Consider the following 18,828-nt stretch of genomic DNA (forward strand, 5'->3'; position numbering starts at 1 on the left):
ATGGAAAATCACGAAGAGCACGAGAATAAAGAAATGGATCATTCAAAGATGGATATGACCAAAGAGGAACATGCTAAGATGGATCACTCAAAAATGGATATGACCAAAGAGGACCATACTAAGATGGATCACTCAAAAATGGATCATAGTAGTATCCCCATGGGAATGGAAGGGCACGATCACCATAAAATGATGATAGCCGATTTTAAAAAACGCTTCTGGTTAGTAATCGTACTAACGATCCCGATCTTGATTATTTCTCCAATGATACAGGACTTACTGGGTTATCATTACTTACTCCCAGGAAATCCATATATCCTATTTGCTCTTTCAACCATCGTTTATTTTTATGGGGGATGGCCTTTTCTAAAAGGCTTTGTAGGAGAAGTAAAAAAAGGAGCTCCAGGAATGATGACCTTGATAGCAATGGCCATAAGTGTCGCCTATTTTTATAGTTCTGCAACAGTTTTTGGTTTAAAAGGAGTAGACTTCTTTTGGGAACTGGCTACATTAATAGCCATAATGCTCTTGGGGCATTGGATCGAAATGAAAAGTGTACTAGGAGCTTCCAAAGCTTTACAATTATTAGTAAGTATGATGCCTGCTGATGCGCATCGCGTTGAAGGTGATAAAATAGTTGATATAAAATTAGAAAATTTACTGAAAGGCGATGTTATTTTAATAAAACCTGGTGAAAAAATACCGGCAGATGGCGTTATTCTAGAGGGATCTAGTTATTTAAATGAATCCATGCTTACGGGCGAGTCAAAACCGGTAAAAAAGGAACTAAATGACAAGGTAATTGGAGGTTCCATCAATGGAAATGGTTCGTTGAAAGTGACAGTTGTACACACGGGAAAGGACAGTTATTTGAGTAAGGTTATTAAGATGGTGGAAGAGGCGCAGAAAACTAAATCTAAAATGCAAAATCTTTCAGACAGAGCGGCAAAATGGCTTACCTATATAGCGCTATCTATTGGTTTTGCAACTTTAGCAGTATGGCTTATTTTGGGTTTTCCCTTTGTTTTTGCCTTGGAGAGAATGGTTACCGTAATGGTTATCGCTTGTCCGCATGCTTTAGGCTTAGCCATTCCCTTGGTAGTGGCTATTTCAACGGCAGTTTCTGCTCAGAATGGTTTGTTGATTCGCAACAGGACGGCATTCGAAGAATCAAGAAAAATAACCTTACTCCTATTTGATAAAACCGGAACATTGACCAAGGGAGATTTTGGAGTTACCCGTATTGAATCCGTTGATGAAAAATACACTTCAGATGAAGTGCTACGACTTGCAAGTGCGTTAGAACAAAGTTCAGAACATCCTATAGCCGTTGGAATTATTAAAAAAGTAAAAGAAAATAAGGTAACGATACCAAAACCTGAAAATTTCAATGCTATTACCGGTAAAGGCGTGGAAGCAGATGTGGACGGAAAACGAGTAAAAGTGGTAAGTCCAGGTTATTTAAAAGACGAAAAAATAACGATTCCAGAAGACGCCTACAGCGATGCCGCAGAAACGGTGGTGTTTGTATTAATTGATGGAAAACTGGCTGGTTATATCGCTCTAGCAGATGAAATCCGCCCAGAATCCTTTGAAGCCATCAAAACATTTAAAAAGAACAACATTAAAGTATTTATGGCTACAGGAGATAATGAGATTACTGCTAAATCCGTAAGTGATAAACTAGGCTTAGATGGCTATTTTTCTGAAGTTTTGCCCCATCAAAAAGTAGAGATCGTAAAAGATTTACAAAGCAAGAAAGAGTTTGTCGCTATGACAGGTGATGGCGTCAATGATGCCCCTGCCCTAGCACAAGCTAATGTGGGGATTGCAGTAGGTTCTGGTACGGATGTAGCCGCTGAAACTGCTGATATTATCTTGGTGAACAGTAACCCACAAGATATCGCTAATCTAATTTTGTTTGGTAAGGCAACCTACCGTAAGATGATTCAAAATCTACTATGGGCTACAGCTTATAATGTAGTAACCATTCCTCTTGCAGCAGGCGTATTGTATTCGTCTGGATTCGTTTTAGGTCCTGCGGTTGGCGCTGTTTTTATGAGCTTAAGTACTGTTATTGTAGCCGTTAATGCACAATTGCTAAAAAAGCAAATTAATAAGAAATAACAAAGACAATCTCTTAAATCTGGTTTTTGATTGATTAACCATGTGATATAAACGTGAACCCAATAAACTTTGGGCACAAAGAGTAATGCAGTAGTAAATTTTTAGAAATGTAACCAACAACAAAATTAAAATCGAAAATCAGCTTCCCCGTATGTCACTATAAAAAGAAGAAACAATGCCCACAGCTATTTGTCAGTTTTTTTTATGAATACCAAAACTGCAAAAAAGTACTACGGCCACTCTAGGTTGATTGTTGTGTGTTTTGTAGTTATGGTGATGTACTGGACATGCTAATTTTACACGCGTAAAAAATTAAGAATCCAGATCAAATCCTAAAGGAATTTTAAAATCTTTACAATAAACTTTAGATCTACTTTTATATTTACGCCAAATCAAATTTAAGACTGTTTCATCTAAATATTTTTTTTGTAAAAATCTGTATCGACTATTTAATACTAGACACTTTACTTATAATTAAGGACAAATTCTTATTTGCTAAAATGGATTCCACATAGCCAACTTCTTCAAATCCTGCATAAAATGGTTTGTAAATTGTTCAGTCAAGGTCACAAAAAACGCAATTATCTACTTATTTGATAATTGCGTTTTTGCTTTTTATACAATTTCATACTTGAAAAAAATGCCTGAATACAGCCTTGATAAACAATATAGCGACATCACCTACGGTGTAGAAGATATCAATTTCAAGGAATTTGAATCCTGTACATTTACAAATTGTGATTTTTCCCAATGTAATTTTATTGCTGTCACTTTTATCGATTGTAGTTTTAATAATTGCAATTTTAATAACTCAAAAATAAACCATGTTGCTCTTAGAACAGTTTATTTTAATAATTGCAAAATAAAGGACGTCAACTTTGCCATGTGTGATAAATTGATTTTTGAAATTCATTTTAAAGATTGCCTTCTAGATTTCTCTAAGTTTTATACACTCAAGCTAAAAGGAACTACTTTTAATAATAGTAGTCTGGTTGCTGTTGATTTTATGAATACTGACTTGACCGAAGTCCAATTCAATAACTGTGATTTATATCGTGCTGAATTTGAGAAAGCAATTGCCAACAAAGCTAATTTTAGAAGTAGTTATAATTACACTATTGATCCTACCAAAACAAAATTAAAAAAGGCTCAGTTTTCAATTCAAGGACTAAAAGGATTATTATCAAAACATCAAATTATTGTTGAATAAAGACCGTTAAGATAGGATTCTCCCGTCCTCCATTGTGATAATTCGATCTGTTTTAGCAGCAAAATCAGCATCATGTGTTACGACTAATATGGTTTGATTGTTTTCTTTTGCTAAATTCTTGAGAATATCAAAAACTAGGTCGCCATTTTTCCTGTCCAGATTTCCTGTAGGTTCATCTCCCATAATTATCAAAGGATCGTTTATCAAGGCACGTGCAATAGCAACTCGCTGCTTCTCTCCGCCACTTAATTGATTTGCTTTTTTTAATGCCTGATTTTCTATTCCCAGTGTTTTTATATGCCCCATAGCTCTATGTTCCAGTTCTTGTTTCGAATATTTCCCTAGTTTCAATCCTGGAAGCATCACATTCATCAAAACATTATACTCATACAATAAGTAATGAAATTGAAAAACAAAACCAATTTTATCCGATCTTATTTTGGCTAAATTGGTATCCGATTGTCCTGTGACTAATTCATTATGAATAAACAATTGCCCCTCATAATCTGTATCCATCGTAGAAAGTAAATACAATAATGTCGACTTCCCACAACCTGATTTTCCAACAATAGAGACAAATTCGCCATGATTAATAATTAAGTCAATATTTTTAATAACCTGAAACTTTACAGGATCATAAAAATATTTGGTTAAACCAATGGTCTCTATAACTTTATTATTTTCCATTTTATTTACCTCTAATGATTTCTACAGGATCAACTTTACTTGCTTTTAAAGCCGGAAAAAGACCTGCTATAATTGTTGTCAACAAGGCAAAGCTTATCCCAATGATATAAAAAAGCATATTATAATCGACAGGATATGTTTTTAAAGCAGGTAAAGAGGTCATTTTAAAAGGAATTGCATCAATAATAGTTGAGAAAATATATCCAAATAGTAAACCAAAAATCCCTCCAGTTAAGCCGATGATTAAGGATGAAAAAATGAAAATCCATTTCACATCCTTGCCCGAAAAACCAGTAGCTTTTAAAATAGCAATACTATCCATTTTTTCATAAATCATCATATTCAAGATATTATAAATCCCAAAACCTGCCACAATTAAAAGTACAATTCCAACTGAATAGGAAATAATAGTTCTTACGGTAGTACCCGTTTCAAATTGTGCATTGGCTGTTTGATAATCCATCGTGTCCAAATGGAATATGTCATGAAACTCTTTGGCAACATTTGGTGCCGACTCTTTATCGAACAAATTAATCTGAATATCTGTAATGTAACTGGTAGGTTGTCCAAGCAATTTTTGGGCTGTCGCCAATGAAGTATAGCTCATCACATTGTCAATTTCGGCAATCCCAATTTCAGATATACCTACAATTTTCAACGAAGCCAAATTTCCATTAGAAGTAGATATTTTTATGATATCCCCAATAGTTAAAAGCATTTTTTTGGCTAGACCATTACCAATAATAATACTGTTATTTTGGGCTAAGTCACCAATATTTCCTTCTTTTATATAATCACTAATCTTGAATAATTTTTCTTCAGCTTGAATATCTATTCCATTGATAAATCCTGAAATCTCTATAGTTCCTGAATTAAACAATACCGAGGTAGTTATCTTTGGTGCAACATCAACAATACGTTTATCTTTTTTTAAAAATGCAATAATAGATTTACTGTTGTAGATCGATTTCCCTCGATCTTTAGGTTTAATGGAATGAATAAAATTAATCTTGTTTTTATAATTTCCAGCAATAGATACGGGTTGGTTTTCAGAGGGTTTTACTTCATTATAAAGCAAAACATGTGGTGTTCTATTCAACATTAATCCATCCAAAAGTTTGTTTAAACCATTCATAAAACTCACCAATGCAATAAACATAGCAATCCCAAAAGTGACACCAACTGCTGCAACAATAGTTTGTTTCAGTCTAGCTTGAAGCAAATGAATGGCTATATTTAAAATGAGTTTTAAATTCATTCTTGGGGTTTATATATGATTTCGTCTTTATTCAATCCTTCTAAAATTTCGACTTTTTGATAATCGCTTAATCCTATTTTGACTTTTCGCTTTTGATTGTCCTTAACCATCACATATTCATTATCTATCAAATAAGATTTAGGAATCGTAATCGTGTGTTTTTTGGTTTGGATAACAATATTAGCTTCTACTGTCAAATTAGGATATAGTTTTTTTGGAGGTTTTAAAAAATGGGCTTCAATTTTAAATGTTCGGGAACGTTCATCCATTATGGGATAAATTTTATCAACAATGGCTTCATACACTTCACCTATATAACTATCCATTGTGACCAATACTTTTTGGTCTAACTGAACACGAACCATATCGTTTTCATCCACTTCCAATTCTAAAACAAATGAATTTTCTTTTCCTATTATGGCTAATGGTGTTTGCGTAGTGATCAAACTTCCCTCTTTTACAAAAACATCAAATAATTGTCCAGAAAAAGCACTTACAATTCCATAATCATTCTGGGATTTTTGATTGTATTTAAGAATATTACGGTTCCTATTTTGATCATTCAACAATTGAGTTTTAAGTTGCGTCAACTGTTTTTGAGTGCTTTCATAATTAAGTTTGGAACTTTTAAAAGCCAATTCAAGTCCTTCGAAATCAATTTCAGAAATTCCTTCTAAAGCTCTGATTTTTTTATTCCGATTATAAATCGATTCGTCAAGTTGTAACTTTTGTTTAGCCGATTGTACTTTCATTTCCATTTCGGCAATTTTGTCTCGAATGTAGCTGCTGTTTTGTTCGGATAATTGGAAAGCCAATCGAGCATTATCCGTATTTAGCGCGGCTTTTTCGCTTTCTAATTCAAATAATAGTTGGCCTTTGTTTACTTTTTGTCCAACAGTAACTTTTATGTTTTGCAAGATGCCATTAACAGTAGAGAAAACAGTATATTGATTATCGGCTCTAATAATTCCTGATGCATAAACACTTTCGGTAACATCTCCAATAGTTGGTTTTATTCCTTCCTTGCTATTAGAACAAGAAAACAACAAAAATAAAATTGACAGAAAAAAGGGATTTACTCTTTTCATTTTATAGTTTTAAAAACAAATGCAATTAAAACTTAAATTTACTTCTTTTTTACTGTAAAACAGTTAGTTACATAGATAATTTCAAGCTATTTTAGCTCGGTATTATAAAAAAATAAAATTATTTGTAATAAAAAGAAACGAAAAAAAATTAAATCTTCTTTTCCATTTTGTAATCTTCCATTAAGTAACCATGACCAATTTCTATATCTTCTTCCCCGACTATTGTAAAACCCATTTTTTGATAAAAAGTGCTGGCATTATTAAATCTATTTACATTTAGAGAAATACAATTAGAATCATTTTCAGTAGCATAAGAGGCTACTACATCAATTAAAGCTCTTCCTGCTCCCTTACCTTGTGCTTCTGGAAGTAAATATATTTTATGCAAACGAGTTTCTTTTTTACCCAAATAATTATGCTCATAGGACGCAAAACCAAGACAAGTAACGTCATCATAAACCAATATAAAATGATGCATCTTATTAATCATATTATCCGATAAAGTCTCTTCAGCATAAAAAGCAGATAACATAAAGTCTAATTGTTCTTTAGACAAGATTTTACCATACACATCTGGCCAAGTAGCATATGCTATATCTTTAATTAGTTTTAAATCTTTAGAAGTAGCATTAGAAATCGTAATCATAGTTTATGTTGTAAATAAAATTATTAATTTGAAAAAACTCTGTTTTCCTGTTCACTCACTCTAATAAAAGTGGTTCTTTTAGTCAATTCTTTTAACCTTGAAGCGCCAACATACGTACATGCACTTCGCAATCCTCCAAGAATATCCAATAAAGTATTGGCTACATTTCCCTTAAAAGCCACCTCAACGGTCTTTCCTTCACTTGCTCTATATTCAGCCACACCACCAACATGTTTGTCCATTGCTGTTGTAGAACTCATTCCATAAAACTTTTTGAATGGCTGTCCGTTAATATCAATTAGTTCTCCACCACTTTCTGTATGTCCTGCCAGCATTCCTCCAAGCATAACAAAATCGGATCCTGCGCCAAAAGCTTTGGCTATATCTCCAGGAGTAGAACAACCTCCATCACTTATGATATGTCCTCCTAAACCATGAGCCGCATCCGCACATTCAATAATTGCTGACAGCTGTGGATATCCAACACCTGTTTTCACTCGGGTTGTACAAACTGAACCTGGTCCTATTCCTACCTTAATGATATCGGCTCCAGCCAATAATAACTCTTCAACCATTTCACCTGTAACTACATTACCCGCAATAATTACTTTATCTGGGTATTGTTTACGAGTTTGTTTTAAGAAATTTACAAAATGCTCCGAATAGCCATTGGCTACATCAATACAAATAAATTTAAGTAATGGGTTTGCTTGTAGTATTTCGGCAATTTTTTTAGAATCATTTTTACCTGTTCCTGTACTTATAGCAATGTATTCATAAAATTCTGGTGAAACTTCTTTTAAAAAAGTAGTCCATTCATCAACAGTATAATGTTTATGAATTGCTGTAAATAATTTTTCTCTGGCTAATGCACTTGCCATTTCAAATGTACCGACCGTATCCATATTAGCACCCATAATGGGAATCCCAATCCAAGTAGCCGTACTATGTAAAAATTTAAATTCTCGTTCTAAAGAAACCTGAGATCTACTTTTTAGAGTAGAACGTTTGGGTCTAATCATTACATCTTTGAAACCTAGCTTAAGATCCATTTCTATTCTCATAATTTTCTTTTTTATAAAAAATTAAACTTTCTTGGGTATAAAAATAGAAAATTCAGAGCCTACATTAGGTTCTGATACTACTTTTATAAATCCATCGTGATTTTCAATTATTCGCTTGCATATTGCTAAACCAAGTCCCGTTCCAGAGTACTTAGCACCAGTTTCTAAACGTTGAAATAAAATAAATATTTTTTCGGCATATTCTTGTTTAAAACCAATTCCATTATCCTTTATGACTATTTTATAATAATCTTCATTAGTAATAATTTCATTATTATACACCTCATTTTCATCAATTTCTCCCGAAAATATTGATATTATAGGGGCAACATCTTCTTGACTGTATTTAAGTGAATTAGATATTAAATTTATAAAAAGTTGTTCCATCTGAAATGAAATCACTTTAACAGTAGGTAAATTTTCAACAATTATTTTAGCTTTTTTATCATCAATATCCGAAGATAAATCATCTACAACCTGTAGAACTAATTCTTTTAAATTTGTCTCTTCAAAAACTTTATCCCCTTTAATTGTTCTGGAGTAATTTACCAAGTCGATTAGCAAGGTTTGCATTTTATTAGCAGAAGTTCTAATTTTAGAAAAATATACTTTCCCTTGGTCAGATATTGCACCTAACTCTTTAGATTCAATTCTGGAAATAAACATTTGAATTTTATGAAGAGGTTCCTGTAAGTCATGACTCACAATATTATTAAAAGACTCTAATTCTTCATTGATGTTTTTTAATTCTTTATTATTTTCCTCTAATTCAATCGTTTTTTTGAATTGATCTGTCATGTCATAGTTAACCCCTGTTTTAACCATTTCGCCTTTACCATTCTTGGTAAAACTACCTACTGACATTACGTATCTTAAATCACCATTTGGTAATACAAAACGGAACATCAATGAAGTAGGTTTATAGGTCTTTAATGAATCCAAATGCATTTGGGTTACATAATCGACATCATCCGGATGAATATATTTTGAAATGTTCTCTAAACTAGGAGTAAATGATTGTGGCTCTAAACCCAACAGACGAAAGAAATTGTCAGATAATGTATAGGTATTTCTCTCTAAATTAATTTTCCAATGACCAAAACCAGCAATTTTCTCCGCTTCATTAAAAGAACGATTTAAAAACTGTAATTCATCATTGGTTTTCTTCAGTTCATAAATATCAACATTCATTTTATTAAAGGACAATAGCAAAATCAATAGTGAAAGAATAACCAGTAAAAAAGCACTTATTATAGAATCTTGCAATTCAAACTGATGATTGTCATTATGAATTTTAACTTTATCACCCTCAGCATTTATTGTTTTATAAACGAAGTTTTTCATGGACTCCGTAAAATTATTACTTTCTTGAAGCTTTGCTTTTAATACTTCACTACTAGGGTTTTTACTTTTTGCTAATAGTAACGTTTCTCTAAAAAGTGTAAATCGATAATCAATTAGTTCTTTGAGTTTTTTTACATCTTTTACTCGAGCTGGATTATTAGCTACTAATTTATTAATTCGATCAAAATTAGTCTCGATCTCCCCTCTTCTTAAAAATCTATTTTCTAAATAGGACTCATCTTTAGTTATAATATAACTTCTAAGATTTGTTTCATAAATACTAATAATAGACAGTACTTTTTCTAATTCCAGTTGTGTTTCAGTTGCATTTGCAATTAAATTAACAGAAGAGTCTAAACTACGCATTTGAGTATAAAAAACCGAAGCTATATAAACCACCACCGCTATAGCAATACCTAATGCTATTTTGAAGACTTGTGAGTTTTTATACAGTTTTATTAACTTCATGGTTTTGCTTCTTATATGCTAAAGAAAAAAGTTTCTTTATTTAATCCTGAAGAATGAAATTGCCAATTGATATTTAAAACCTCTTTAATTACTTTTTTAAGTTTAGTAAAGTCATTTGGTTTTTTGATGTAAATATTTGCCCCTTCAATAAAAGTTTCTTCAATATCTTTTTCTGATGATGAAGTGGAATATATAGCAATGGATACCTCCTTAAATCTAATATCCGATCGTATCTCTTTCAAACATTCAAATCCCGATTTACGCGGCATATTTAGATCTAAAAAAAGTAAATGCGGCAAAATAATATCTGGATTTGCTAGATATTCCATTAGATCTTTACCATCATTAAATAAAGTTAACTTATTATTCATTTTAAGTTCCATCATTGCATCACTAAAAAATGTGCGATCATCTTCATCATCATCAGCAATCAAAATACGCATTGAATCTTTATGTGAAATCATATTTATTGGGGTCTTTTTATTTATTAATTTGATAAATTTCGTCTTTTATCTACAATCCTTTTAAATGCAGATGGAGTCAATCCTGTAACTTTTTTAAATTGACTTGATAAGTAAGCTACACTACTATAGTTTAATTTATACGAGACCTCCGTTAAGGTCAATTGATCTTCAATAATTAACTTTTTGGCTCTTTCTATTTTTTGGATAATAATGAAATTCTCTATCGAAGAATACGTGTTTTCAGAAAAAATATTAGTTAAATATCCATAACTAAAATTTAGTTTATCCGATAAATATTGAGAAATAGTTACCGCTGGTAATTTATCATTCTCATAAATCATTTCAACAATAGTATCTTTTATCCTTTGAATAAGCTGACTTTTTTCATTATTGACAATAAAAATAGAATATCGATTTAACGAATCTTGAAGTTCAGCAAAACATTCATCCGAAACACTATCACTAATCTCAATTTCGCCTAAGTCAAGCAACTTGTGTTTTATATCTAATCGTTCTAATTGTTCTTGTAAAATTACTCTACAAGCAACGATTCCATCATATTTTATATAGAGTTTCATTTAAGCTACAATTTAAATTTTTTGAACATTCAAGTGATAAATATATATTAAAAATAATAATTGGAGAAAAAAACATACTCATTAAACAAAAAATATATTTTTTTATTATTACAAATAATTGATTCTAAATTGTTTCTCCTTTACAGACGAAACAATTTAAAACGCCTTTTTTATCCATGAATTGTTTCGCCTTTACCATAATTCGCAATAACCGAAGCTTCAAAGTCAATCCATTCTCTCCAGCGCTTCTCTACATCAATTCCCGTACCATATTTTCGAGCATAAGTAATAAAAGTAGTGTAATGTCCCGCTTCACTTTCCATTAAATCTCTGTAGAATACCGATAATTCTTCATCTTGAATGTTTTCCGAAAGCACCTTAAAACGTTCACAACTTCTCGCTTCAATCATAGCCGAAAACAATAATCGTTCTACCAAACTAGAAACTCTACTACCATTTCCGCTTTTCTTCATATATAAATACAATTCATTTACATAATCATCTTTGCGTTCACGACCTAGTTTTAAACCTCTTTTAATAATAATGTTATGTACCATGTCAAAATGTTCAATTTCTTCTTTAGCCAAAGCCAATAAGTCCTTAACCAAATCTTGATGCTCTGAATTATTGGTAATGATTGTTATTGCATTTGTGGCTGCTTTTTGCTCACACCAAGCATGATCTGTCAAGATTTCTTCAATATTTTTCTCCACTATATTGACCCATCTTGGATCTGTTGGCAATTGTAATCGTAATACGCCCATTTTTCTTTTGTTTAAGGTTAAAAAATGTTTAAAGTTTAAAGTTAAGTCAATAACCAAAAAAAGTTTAAAGTTTTGCTATGTCTTTCGGCAATCACAAAACTTTAAACTTGAAACCTTAAACTTGAAACAATGGAAATTAAAAAACGAAGATCGCTCTTTCGCTCATCATTTCGTTCACTTCATTTGCTACTTCTTCGATGATAGCTTCATTAGTATGGTTCATTAATACTTTATCAATTAAAGCAACAATTGTTTCCATATCTTCTTCTACTAATCCACGAGTTGTAATTGCTGGAGTACCTACACGAATTCCTGAAGTGACAAATGGTGATTTATCATCAAATGGAACCATGTTTTTATTTACTGTGATTTCTGCTTTCACTAATGCATTTTCAGCATCTTTACCAGAAATATTTTTATTTCTTAAATCGATTAACATCATGTGGTTATCCGTTCCTCCAGAAATGATATTGTATCCTCTTTTTACAAAAGCATCTGCCATAGCATTTGCATTTTTCTTTAATTGCATTGCATAAGTAAAGAATTCATCTTGTAATGCTTCTCCAAATGCAACCGCTTTAGCAGCGATAATGTGCATTAACGGTCCTCCTTGATTTCCAGGGAAAACAGCTAAATCTAATAATGATGACATCATTCTGATTTCGCCTTTTGGTGTAGTTAATCCCATTGGGTTTTCAAAATCTTTACCCATCAAGATTAACCCTCCTCTAGGTCCACGTAATGTTTTATGTGTTGTAGTTGATACAATATGACAATGAGGAATTGGGTCATTCAACAATCCTTTAGCGATAAGACCTGCAGGATGAGAGATATCAGCAAATAGAATTGCTCCTACACTATCAGCAATTACTCTAAAACGCTCAAAATCCATATCACGTGAATAAGCCGAAGCTCCTGCGATAATTAATTTTGGTTGCTCTTTAGTCGCAATTTCTTGAATTTTATCATAATCTAAACGTCCCGTTTCAGCATCTACTCCGTAAAATACAGGAGAATATAAACGTCCTGAGAAGTTTACTGGTGATCCATGAGTTAAATGTCCACCATGAGATAAGTCAAAACCTAAGATTTTGTCACCAGGCTTCAAACAAGCATGATAAACCGCAGTATTTGCTTGTGAACCAGAGTGTGGTTGTACATTTGCATAAACGGCTCCAAACAATTCTTTAGCTCTATCAATTGCAATTTGTTCAATTACATCTACTACTTCACAACCACCATAATATCTTTTTCCGGGATAACCCTCAGCATATTTATTTGTTAATACAGATCCAGCTGCTTCCATTACTTCATCACTTACAAAGTTCTCTGAGGCAATAAGTTCTAATCCGTGTATTTGTCTTTCTTGTTCTTCTAGAATAAGGTCAAAAATTTGTTCGTCGCGTTGCATTTCTTTGATTTTAGTTAATTTGAAGCAAAAATACAAAAAAACGTTTGCTAAACTGCTAGATTATGATATATTTGAACTATAATTTTCAACAAAACAATTAACATATTATGCCGATATCAGCCAACGATACTAACCGAAAATCATGGATTGAAGTCCCTGAAAACAGTGACTTTCCTCTTCAGAATATACCTTTTGGAGTTTTTCTTACCAAAGAAAATGTTGTTACAGTAGGAACTCGAATAGGTGATCATGCAATTGACTTAGGTGCTTTACAACAACTAAATTACTTTGCAGGTATTGAATTAACTGATGATATGTTCATGCAAGACACGTTGAACGACTTTATCTCTGATGGTAAAAAAACATGGAGATTGGTTCGTAATCGTATTGCTGACATTTTTGACAGCACAAATCCAAAACTACGCGACGAACAAAAACATAGAGACATTGTTATTTTTGATATAGCCGATGTAGAAATGCAATTACCAGTTCTTATTGGTGACTATACTGACTTCTATTCTAGTAAAGAACACGCAACAAATGTAGGAAAAATGTTTCGCGATCCTGAAAACGCATTATTACCTAACTGGCTTCACATTCCTGTAGGATACCATGGTAGAAGTTCTACTATTGTACCTTCTGGGATTCCTGTACACAGACCTATGGGACAAACATTACCAGCCGGTGAAACTACTCCTGTATTTGGTCCTTCTCGTTTAATTGATTTTGAATTGGAAACTGCCTTCATCACTACTGATGCAAATATAATGGGAGAAATTATTCCTATCAATGAAGCAGAAGACTACATATTTGGAATGGTTTTATTAAATGATTGGAGTGCTCGTGATATTCAAAAATGGGAATACGTACCGTTAGGTCCTTTCTTGGCTAAAAACTTTGCTTCATCAATATCACCTTGGATTGTTACCATGGATGCATTAGAACCATTTAGAGTTCCTGGACCAAAACAAAATCCAAGTCCGCTACCCTATCTACTACAAAAAGGAAAACACTCTTTTGATATCAATTTACAAGTAGCTATTCAACCTGAAAATGCTGAACCTACCGTAGTAAGCAACTCCAACTTTAAATACATGTATTGGACTATGAACCAACAATTAGCGCATCATACTTCAAACGGTTGTCGCGTTAATTCTGGTGATATGATGGGATCAGGAACTATTTCAGGACCTACTCCAGATAGTTATGGCTCTATGCTTGAATTGACTTGGGGAGGTAAAAACCCTATTACGTTAAATGACGGTACGGAGCGTAAATTCATCAATGACAATGATACAGTAATCATTAAAGGATTCTGTAAAAACGGACAAGTACGTATTGGTTTTGGAGAAGTTTCTTCCAAATTGTTACCCCCTTTTGTACGAAAATAAAAAAAACATTAAAGCATAAAAAAGGCCCGTTTCAATTGAAATGGGCCTTTTTTTATAAGTGAAAAAATATTATTTATTTCCTTTTTCAAAATCAGCAACGAATTGTGCCAATCCAATATCAGTTAATGGGTGCTTCAACAATCCGTAAATAGCCGAAAGTGGTCCAGTCATAACATCAGCACCAATTTTCGCACAGTTTACAATATGCATCGTGTGACGTACTGATGCAGCAAGAATTTGAGTTTCATACCCGTAGTTATCATAAATCAATCTGATTTCTTCAATCAAAGCCAATCCATCTGTAGAAACATCGTCTAAACGACCAATAAATGGAGACACATAAGTAGCTCCAGCTTTAGCAGCCAATATTGCTTGACCCGCTGAGAATACTAAAGTTACATTCGTTTTAATTCCTTTATCTGAGAAGTATTTCGCCGCCATAACTCCTTCTTTAGTCATAGGTAATTTTACCACAATTTGCTCATGCAAATCAGCTAATTCCTCCCCTTCTTTAACCATTCCATCATAATCAAGCGCATTTACTTCAGCACTTACATCACCGTCAACAAGATTACAAATGTCAACATAATGCTTCATAATGTTGTTTTTTCCAGTAATTCCTTCCTTAGCCATCAATGATGGATTAGTCGTAACTCCGTCCAAAACCCCTAATGCTTGCGCTTCCTTAATTTGAGCTAAATTAGCCGTGTCAATAAAAAACTTCATACTATTTCTATATTAAATTGTGTGTTCCTTTTTTTGGGCGTGACCACAAGGGTCAGGCTCTACGTTACAATCTCCCTAAAAAACGGGAGGATTTTCACTGCGATCCTTCACGCAATTGCAAAATCAATAAAATCCGGTGCAAAATTACAACTTATAATGATTCATTAGCATTTTTTCATACATTTTATCCGGAAGTATTCGTTTCAATACAATCGAAAACTTTTGCATAAAAGCCCCTACTTTATAATGAATTTTAGGATCTTTTGTTTGAATAATAGCATAAACCGCTTCAGCCATTTCATTAGGATTACTGCCACTATCGACATGTTCATCCATAGTTTTTAGCGTATTCCCATAAGGAACTTCATAAGCCGATCCTGGAATTACAGGAGCATGGTACCGTCCTGAAGCAATATTAGTAGCAAAATCTCCAGGTGCTACATTAGTAATATGAATCCCATAAGATTTAACCTCCATGCGCAAAGACTCCGTAATTAATTCAAGTGCTCCCTTTGAGGCCGAATACATCGAGCGGTACGGTAATCCCATATAGCCTGCAATCGAAGTAATATTTATTATTAAACCTGATTTTTGTTCGCGCATTTGTGGCAATGCAGCTTGCATCACTGCGATAGGGCCAAAGAAATTAGTATCGAAATGATTTTTCATTTCCACAGTTGGAATTTCTTCTAGTGGACCTGTTATCCCAACACCAGCGTTATTAATAACAATGTCTAATCGTCCTGAAGTAGCAATAATCTTGGCTACAGCCGATTGAATAGATGCTGTATCTCTAACATCTAATGCAACAAGTGGAAAAACCGAATTCAAAACCCGCTCTGGATTCCTACTCGTTCCATAAACAACAAACCCTTTTTGATGTAAAAACTCCCCAATAGATTTCCCTATTCCTGAGGAACCTCCTGTAACTAAAACTACTTTACTCATAATTGATTGTTGTTTAACTGTATTTTAGAATAGACCAAAAATAAAAAAATCCTCCATAAGGAAGACTACTATTCTATATATTTTGAAAATATTTCAAAATTGGCAAAAAAAAAATCTGAAACAAGTTCAGATTAAAAAAAAATGGCAAGCGACCTACATCGCACCGCTCAACCACGTACCCTTGCTATGTTCCCATCCTGGGGGAGTCTGCAGGAGCTGGTCGTGTAGGACTTGCCGGTGCAAATATACAATCTTTTTATATTTTTGCAAGCGCTTTGTGCTCTTAAAATAACATTGTATATTGGTCTATTCAAAATTTTAACCATGAAAAAATATAACTTACTATCTATCATTTTATTAGGACTGACACTTTCTAATTGTGGTGATACAAAAAAAGGAGAAAATACTTTATTTACTTTCGACATTACCAATTTTAAAGAAAAATATACACAACAAGACCAGCTTAATTTAGCAATAACCAACTCCAATTCGAAAACTATTGACAGCATCGTATATTATGTAAATGATATAAAAGTGGGAACTAAAAAAGGAGCTGATTCTTATTTATTCGAATTAAAAGATCAAAAACTAGGGTATCAAAACCTGAAAGCTTTGGTATATTACGGTGGAGAAAACTCCGAAGCTACCTCAAGAGTCGAATTAGTGTCCAATGTAAAACCTAAACTTTTGAGTTATAAAATTGTGAATACCTATCCACATGATAAAGGTGCTTTCACAGAAGGATTAGAATTTTATAAAGACACATTATATGAAAGTACAGGTCAAAAAGGGGCTTCTTTTTTTAGAAAATACGATTACAAAACCGGAAAAATATACAAACAAGTAGACCTTGATTCAAAATATTTTGGAGAAGGAATTACTTTTTTAAATGATAAAATGTATCAATTAACTTGGCAGGAAAAAACAGGTTTCATTTATAATGCTAAAACATTAAAACTAGAAAAAACCTTTACATTCACCAAAGACATTGAAGGATGGGGAATGACAAATGACGGAAAATACATTTACCAATCTGATGGAACGGAAAAAATATGGAAAACAAATCCCGAAGACCAAAAAATGCTAGATTACATCAACGTATATTCTGGTAGTTCAAAAATAAAATCAGTAAACGAATTAGAATATATCAATGGTAAATTTTACGTAAATGTTTGGCAGAAAGACGCCATTGCAGTGGTAAATCCTGTATCTGGAGCAGTTGAAGGTATTATAGATATGTCTGGGTTAAGAAAACTAATCAATGTTACTCCTGACGATGTTTTAAACGGAATTGCTTACAACCCAAAAACCAAAACTATTTTTGTAACGGGTAAAAACTGGGATAAAATGTTCGAAATAACGGTTTCTGAATAATTTTAAATGACAACACTAATCATCAATATTAAAGAATTACTCCAAGTACGGGAAACTTCGGTCGCTAAAGTTTCAGGTGCCGAAATGGGTATACTTCCTACCATTAAAAATGCCTTTTTAGTAATCAAAGATAATCTGATTGCCGATTTTGGTTTGATGGATAATGTACCTCAAATAATAGCTGACAAAACCATTGATGCAACTGGAAAAATGGTTTTACCTACCTGGTGTGACAGTCATACTCATATTGTATATGCAGGGAATCGAGAGCAAGAATTTGTAGATCGCATCAATGGATTGACATATGAAGAAATTGCCAATCGTGGTGGTGGAATATTAAATTCAGCTCAAAAGCTAAATGAAACTATCGAGGAGGAAATATACAACCAATCCAAAGAACGGCTGGAAGAAGTCATGCGTTTAGGAACGGGCGCTGTTGAAATCAAATCGGGTTACGGACTTACAGTTGAAGGGGAATTGAAAATGCTGCGAGTAATCAAGCGTTTGTCGCAAAACTATCCGATAGCCATAAAAGCAACCTTTCTTGGTGCTCACGCCTTTCCATTAGAATACAAAGAAAATCATCAAGGATATATTGATTTATTAGTCAACGAAATCCTTCCTGAAATTGCACAAAATAAACTCGCAGATTATATTGACGCCTTCTGTGAAACAGGTTATTTTACTGTTGCGGAAACGGAGCAAATTATGGTAGCGGGAATTCGCTTTGGCTTAAAGCCAAAAATTCATGTCAATCAATTCAATTCCATTGGAGGAGTTCAAGCAGGAATAAAACACAATGCGCTATCTGTAGATCATCTCGAAGTAATGAAGCCAGAAGATATCGAAGCTTTGAAAAATACTGAAACAATGCCAGTTGCTTTGCCATCTTGTTCCTATTTCTTGAGCATTCCATATACTCCAGCACGTGAAATGATAGCTGCAGGATTACCATTAGCACTAGCTACAGATTACAATCCAGGCTCTACACCATCTGGAAATATGAATTTTGTAGTTGCAACTGCTTGTATCAAAATGAAAATGACACCTGAAGAAGCAATAAACGCCGCCACAATAAATGGAGCTTATGCTATGGGAGTTTCAGAAACTCATGGTAGTATAACGATTGGTAAAAAAGCAAATCTTATTCTTACCAGACCTATCCCCTCTTATTATCAACTGCCTTATGCATTTGGTAGTAATTTAATTGAGACTGTTTTTATTGAAGGAAACGGTATTGAATGATAAAAGAAACTACCTCTAAAGTTGTTTTTGAGACT

General features: G+C 33.1%; 17 protein-coding genes and 1 other RNA gene. 5 read left to right on the top strand and 13 right to left on the bottom strand.

Going from position 1 to position 18,828, the window contains the following annotated elements; genetic code table 11:
* Positions 1–2,127, top strand: a complete 2,127-nt coding sequence (locus tag AB3G36_RS14520) for a copper-translocating P-type ATPase (RefSeq protein ID WP_007139063.1) — start codon at positions 1–3, stop codon at positions 2,125–2,127.
* Positions 2,128–2,767: 640 nt separating this feature from the next.
* Complete coding sequence (locus AB3G36_RS14525; protein WP_367753867.1) at positions 2,768–3,337, top strand: pentapeptide repeat-containing protein; 570 nt, start codon at positions 2,768–2,770, stop codon at positions 3,335–3,337.
* Positions 3,338–3,343: 6 nt separating this feature from the next.
* Here AB3G36_RS14525 and AB3G36_RS14530 read toward each other — a convergent pair whose 3' ends face one another.
* From AB3G36_RS14530 to glyA, 10 genes are all read right to left on the bottom strand, one after another.
* Positions 3,344–4,024, bottom strand: a complete 681-nt coding sequence (locus AB3G36_RS14530; protein WP_367753869.1) for an ABC transporter ATP-binding protein — start codon at positions 4,022–4,024, stop codon at positions 3,344–3,346.
* 1 nt (position 4,025) lies between these two features.
* Positions 4,026–5,282 carry an ABC transporter permease gene (locus tag AB3G36_RS14535; RefSeq protein ID WP_367753871.1) on the bottom strand — a complete coding sequence of 419 codons (1,257 nt, stop codon included), beginning with the start codon at positions 5,280–5,282 and terminating at the stop codon, positions 4,026–4,028.
* A complete protein-coding gene (locus AB3G36_RS14540; RefSeq protein ID WP_367753873.1) occupies positions 5,279–6,370 on the bottom strand; it encodes an efflux RND transporter periplasmic adaptor subunit in 1,092 nt (363 codons plus the stop codon). The genes AB3G36_RS14535 and AB3G36_RS14540 overlap by 4 nt, the downstream gene beginning before the upstream one ends.
* Before the next feature lie 148 nt (positions 6,371–6,518).
* A complete protein-coding gene (locus AB3G36_RS14545) occupies positions 6,519–7,016 on the bottom strand; it encodes a GNAT family N-acetyltransferase (RefSeq protein ID WP_367753875.1) in 498 nt (165 codons plus the stop codon).
* 23 nt (positions 7,017–7,039) lie between these two features.
* On the bottom strand, positions 7,040–8,080 hold the full coding sequence (locus AB3G36_RS14550; RefSeq protein ID WP_367753877.1) for a GMP reductase: 1,041 nt from the start codon (positions 8,078–8,080) through the stop codon (positions 7,040–7,042).
* A 21-nt stretch (positions 8,081–8,101) separates the two neighbouring features.
* Positions 8,102–9,892 carry a CHASE3 domain-containing protein gene (locus AB3G36_RS14555; protein ID WP_367753879.1) on the bottom strand — a complete coding sequence of 597 codons (1,791 nt, stop codon included), beginning with the start codon at positions 9,890–9,892 and terminating at the stop codon, positions 8,102–8,104.
* 11 nt (positions 9,893–9,903) lie between these two features.
* A complete protein-coding gene (locus AB3G36_RS14560; RefSeq protein WP_367753881.1) occupies positions 9,904–10,356 on the bottom strand; it encodes a response regulator in 453 nt (150 codons plus the stop codon).
* 23 nt (positions 10,357–10,379) lie between these two features.
* Positions 10,380–10,934 (bottom strand): helix-turn-helix domain-containing protein, encoded by a 555-nt coding sequence (locus AB3G36_RS14565; protein ID WP_367753883.1) that lies wholly within the window; start codon positions 10,932–10,934, stop codon positions 10,380–10,382.
* A 170-nt stretch (positions 10,935–11,104) separates the two neighbouring features.
* A complete protein-coding gene (locus AB3G36_RS14570; protein WP_367753885.1) occupies positions 11,105–11,698 on the bottom strand; it encodes a tRNA-(ms[2]io[6]A)-hydroxylase in 594 nt (197 codons plus the stop codon).
* 136 nt (positions 11,699–11,834) lie between these two features.
* Entirely contained in the window at positions 11,835–13,109 is a 1,275-nt protein-coding gene (glyA, locus tag AB3G36_RS14575) for a serine hydroxymethyltransferase (protein ID WP_367753887.1), read from the bottom strand.
* Between the two features lie 107 nt (positions 13,110–13,216).
* Between glyA and fahA the strand changes: the two genes are divergently transcribed.
* Positions 13,217–14,500, top strand: coding sequence for a fumarylacetoacetase (gene fahA, locus AB3G36_RS14580; RefSeq protein ID WP_367753889.1), 1,284 nt, complete (start codon positions 13,217–13,219; stop codon positions 14,498–14,500).
* Between the two features lie 69 nt (positions 14,501–14,569).
* Here the strand turns inward: fahA and fsa are convergent, their stop codons facing one another.
* From fsa to ffs, 3 genes are all read right to left on the bottom strand, one after another.
* Positions 14,570–15,226, bottom strand: coding sequence for a fructose-6-phosphate aldolase (gene fsa, locus AB3G36_RS14585; RefSeq protein ID WP_367753891.1), 657 nt, complete (start codon positions 15,224–15,226; stop codon positions 14,570–14,572).
* Positions 15,227–15,370: 144 nt separating this feature from the next.
* Positions 15,371–16,174 (bottom strand): SDR family oxidoreductase, encoded by an 804-nt coding sequence (locus tag AB3G36_RS14590; RefSeq protein ID WP_367753893.1) that lies wholly within the window; start codon positions 16,172–16,174, stop codon positions 15,371–15,373.
* 139 nt (positions 16,175–16,313) lie between these two features.
* Positions 16,314–16,411: signal recognition particle sRNA small type (gene ffs, locus AB3G36_RS14595), an RNA gene on the bottom strand.
* An 87-nt stretch (positions 16,412–16,498) separates the two neighbouring features.
* Between ffs and AB3G36_RS14600 the strand changes: the two genes are divergently transcribed.
* Both AB3G36_RS14600 and hutI read left to right on the top strand, forming a co-directional pair.
* A complete protein-coding gene (locus AB3G36_RS14600; RefSeq protein WP_367753895.1) occupies positions 16,499–17,548 on the top strand; it encodes a glutaminyl-peptide cyclotransferase in 1,050 nt (349 codons plus the stop codon).
* 6 nt (positions 17,549–17,554) lie between these two features.
* On the top strand, positions 17,555–18,793 hold the full coding sequence (gene hutI, locus AB3G36_RS14605; protein ID WP_367753897.1) for an imidazolonepropionase: 1,239 nt from the start codon (positions 17,555–17,557) through the stop codon (positions 18,791–18,793).
* Positions 18,794–18,828: the final 35 nt, after the last annotated feature.

Source organism: Flavobacterium sp. WC2430 (assembly GCF_040822075.1).
GTDB lineage: Bacteria > Bacteroidota > Bacteroidia > Flavobacteriales > Flavobacteriaceae > Flavobacterium.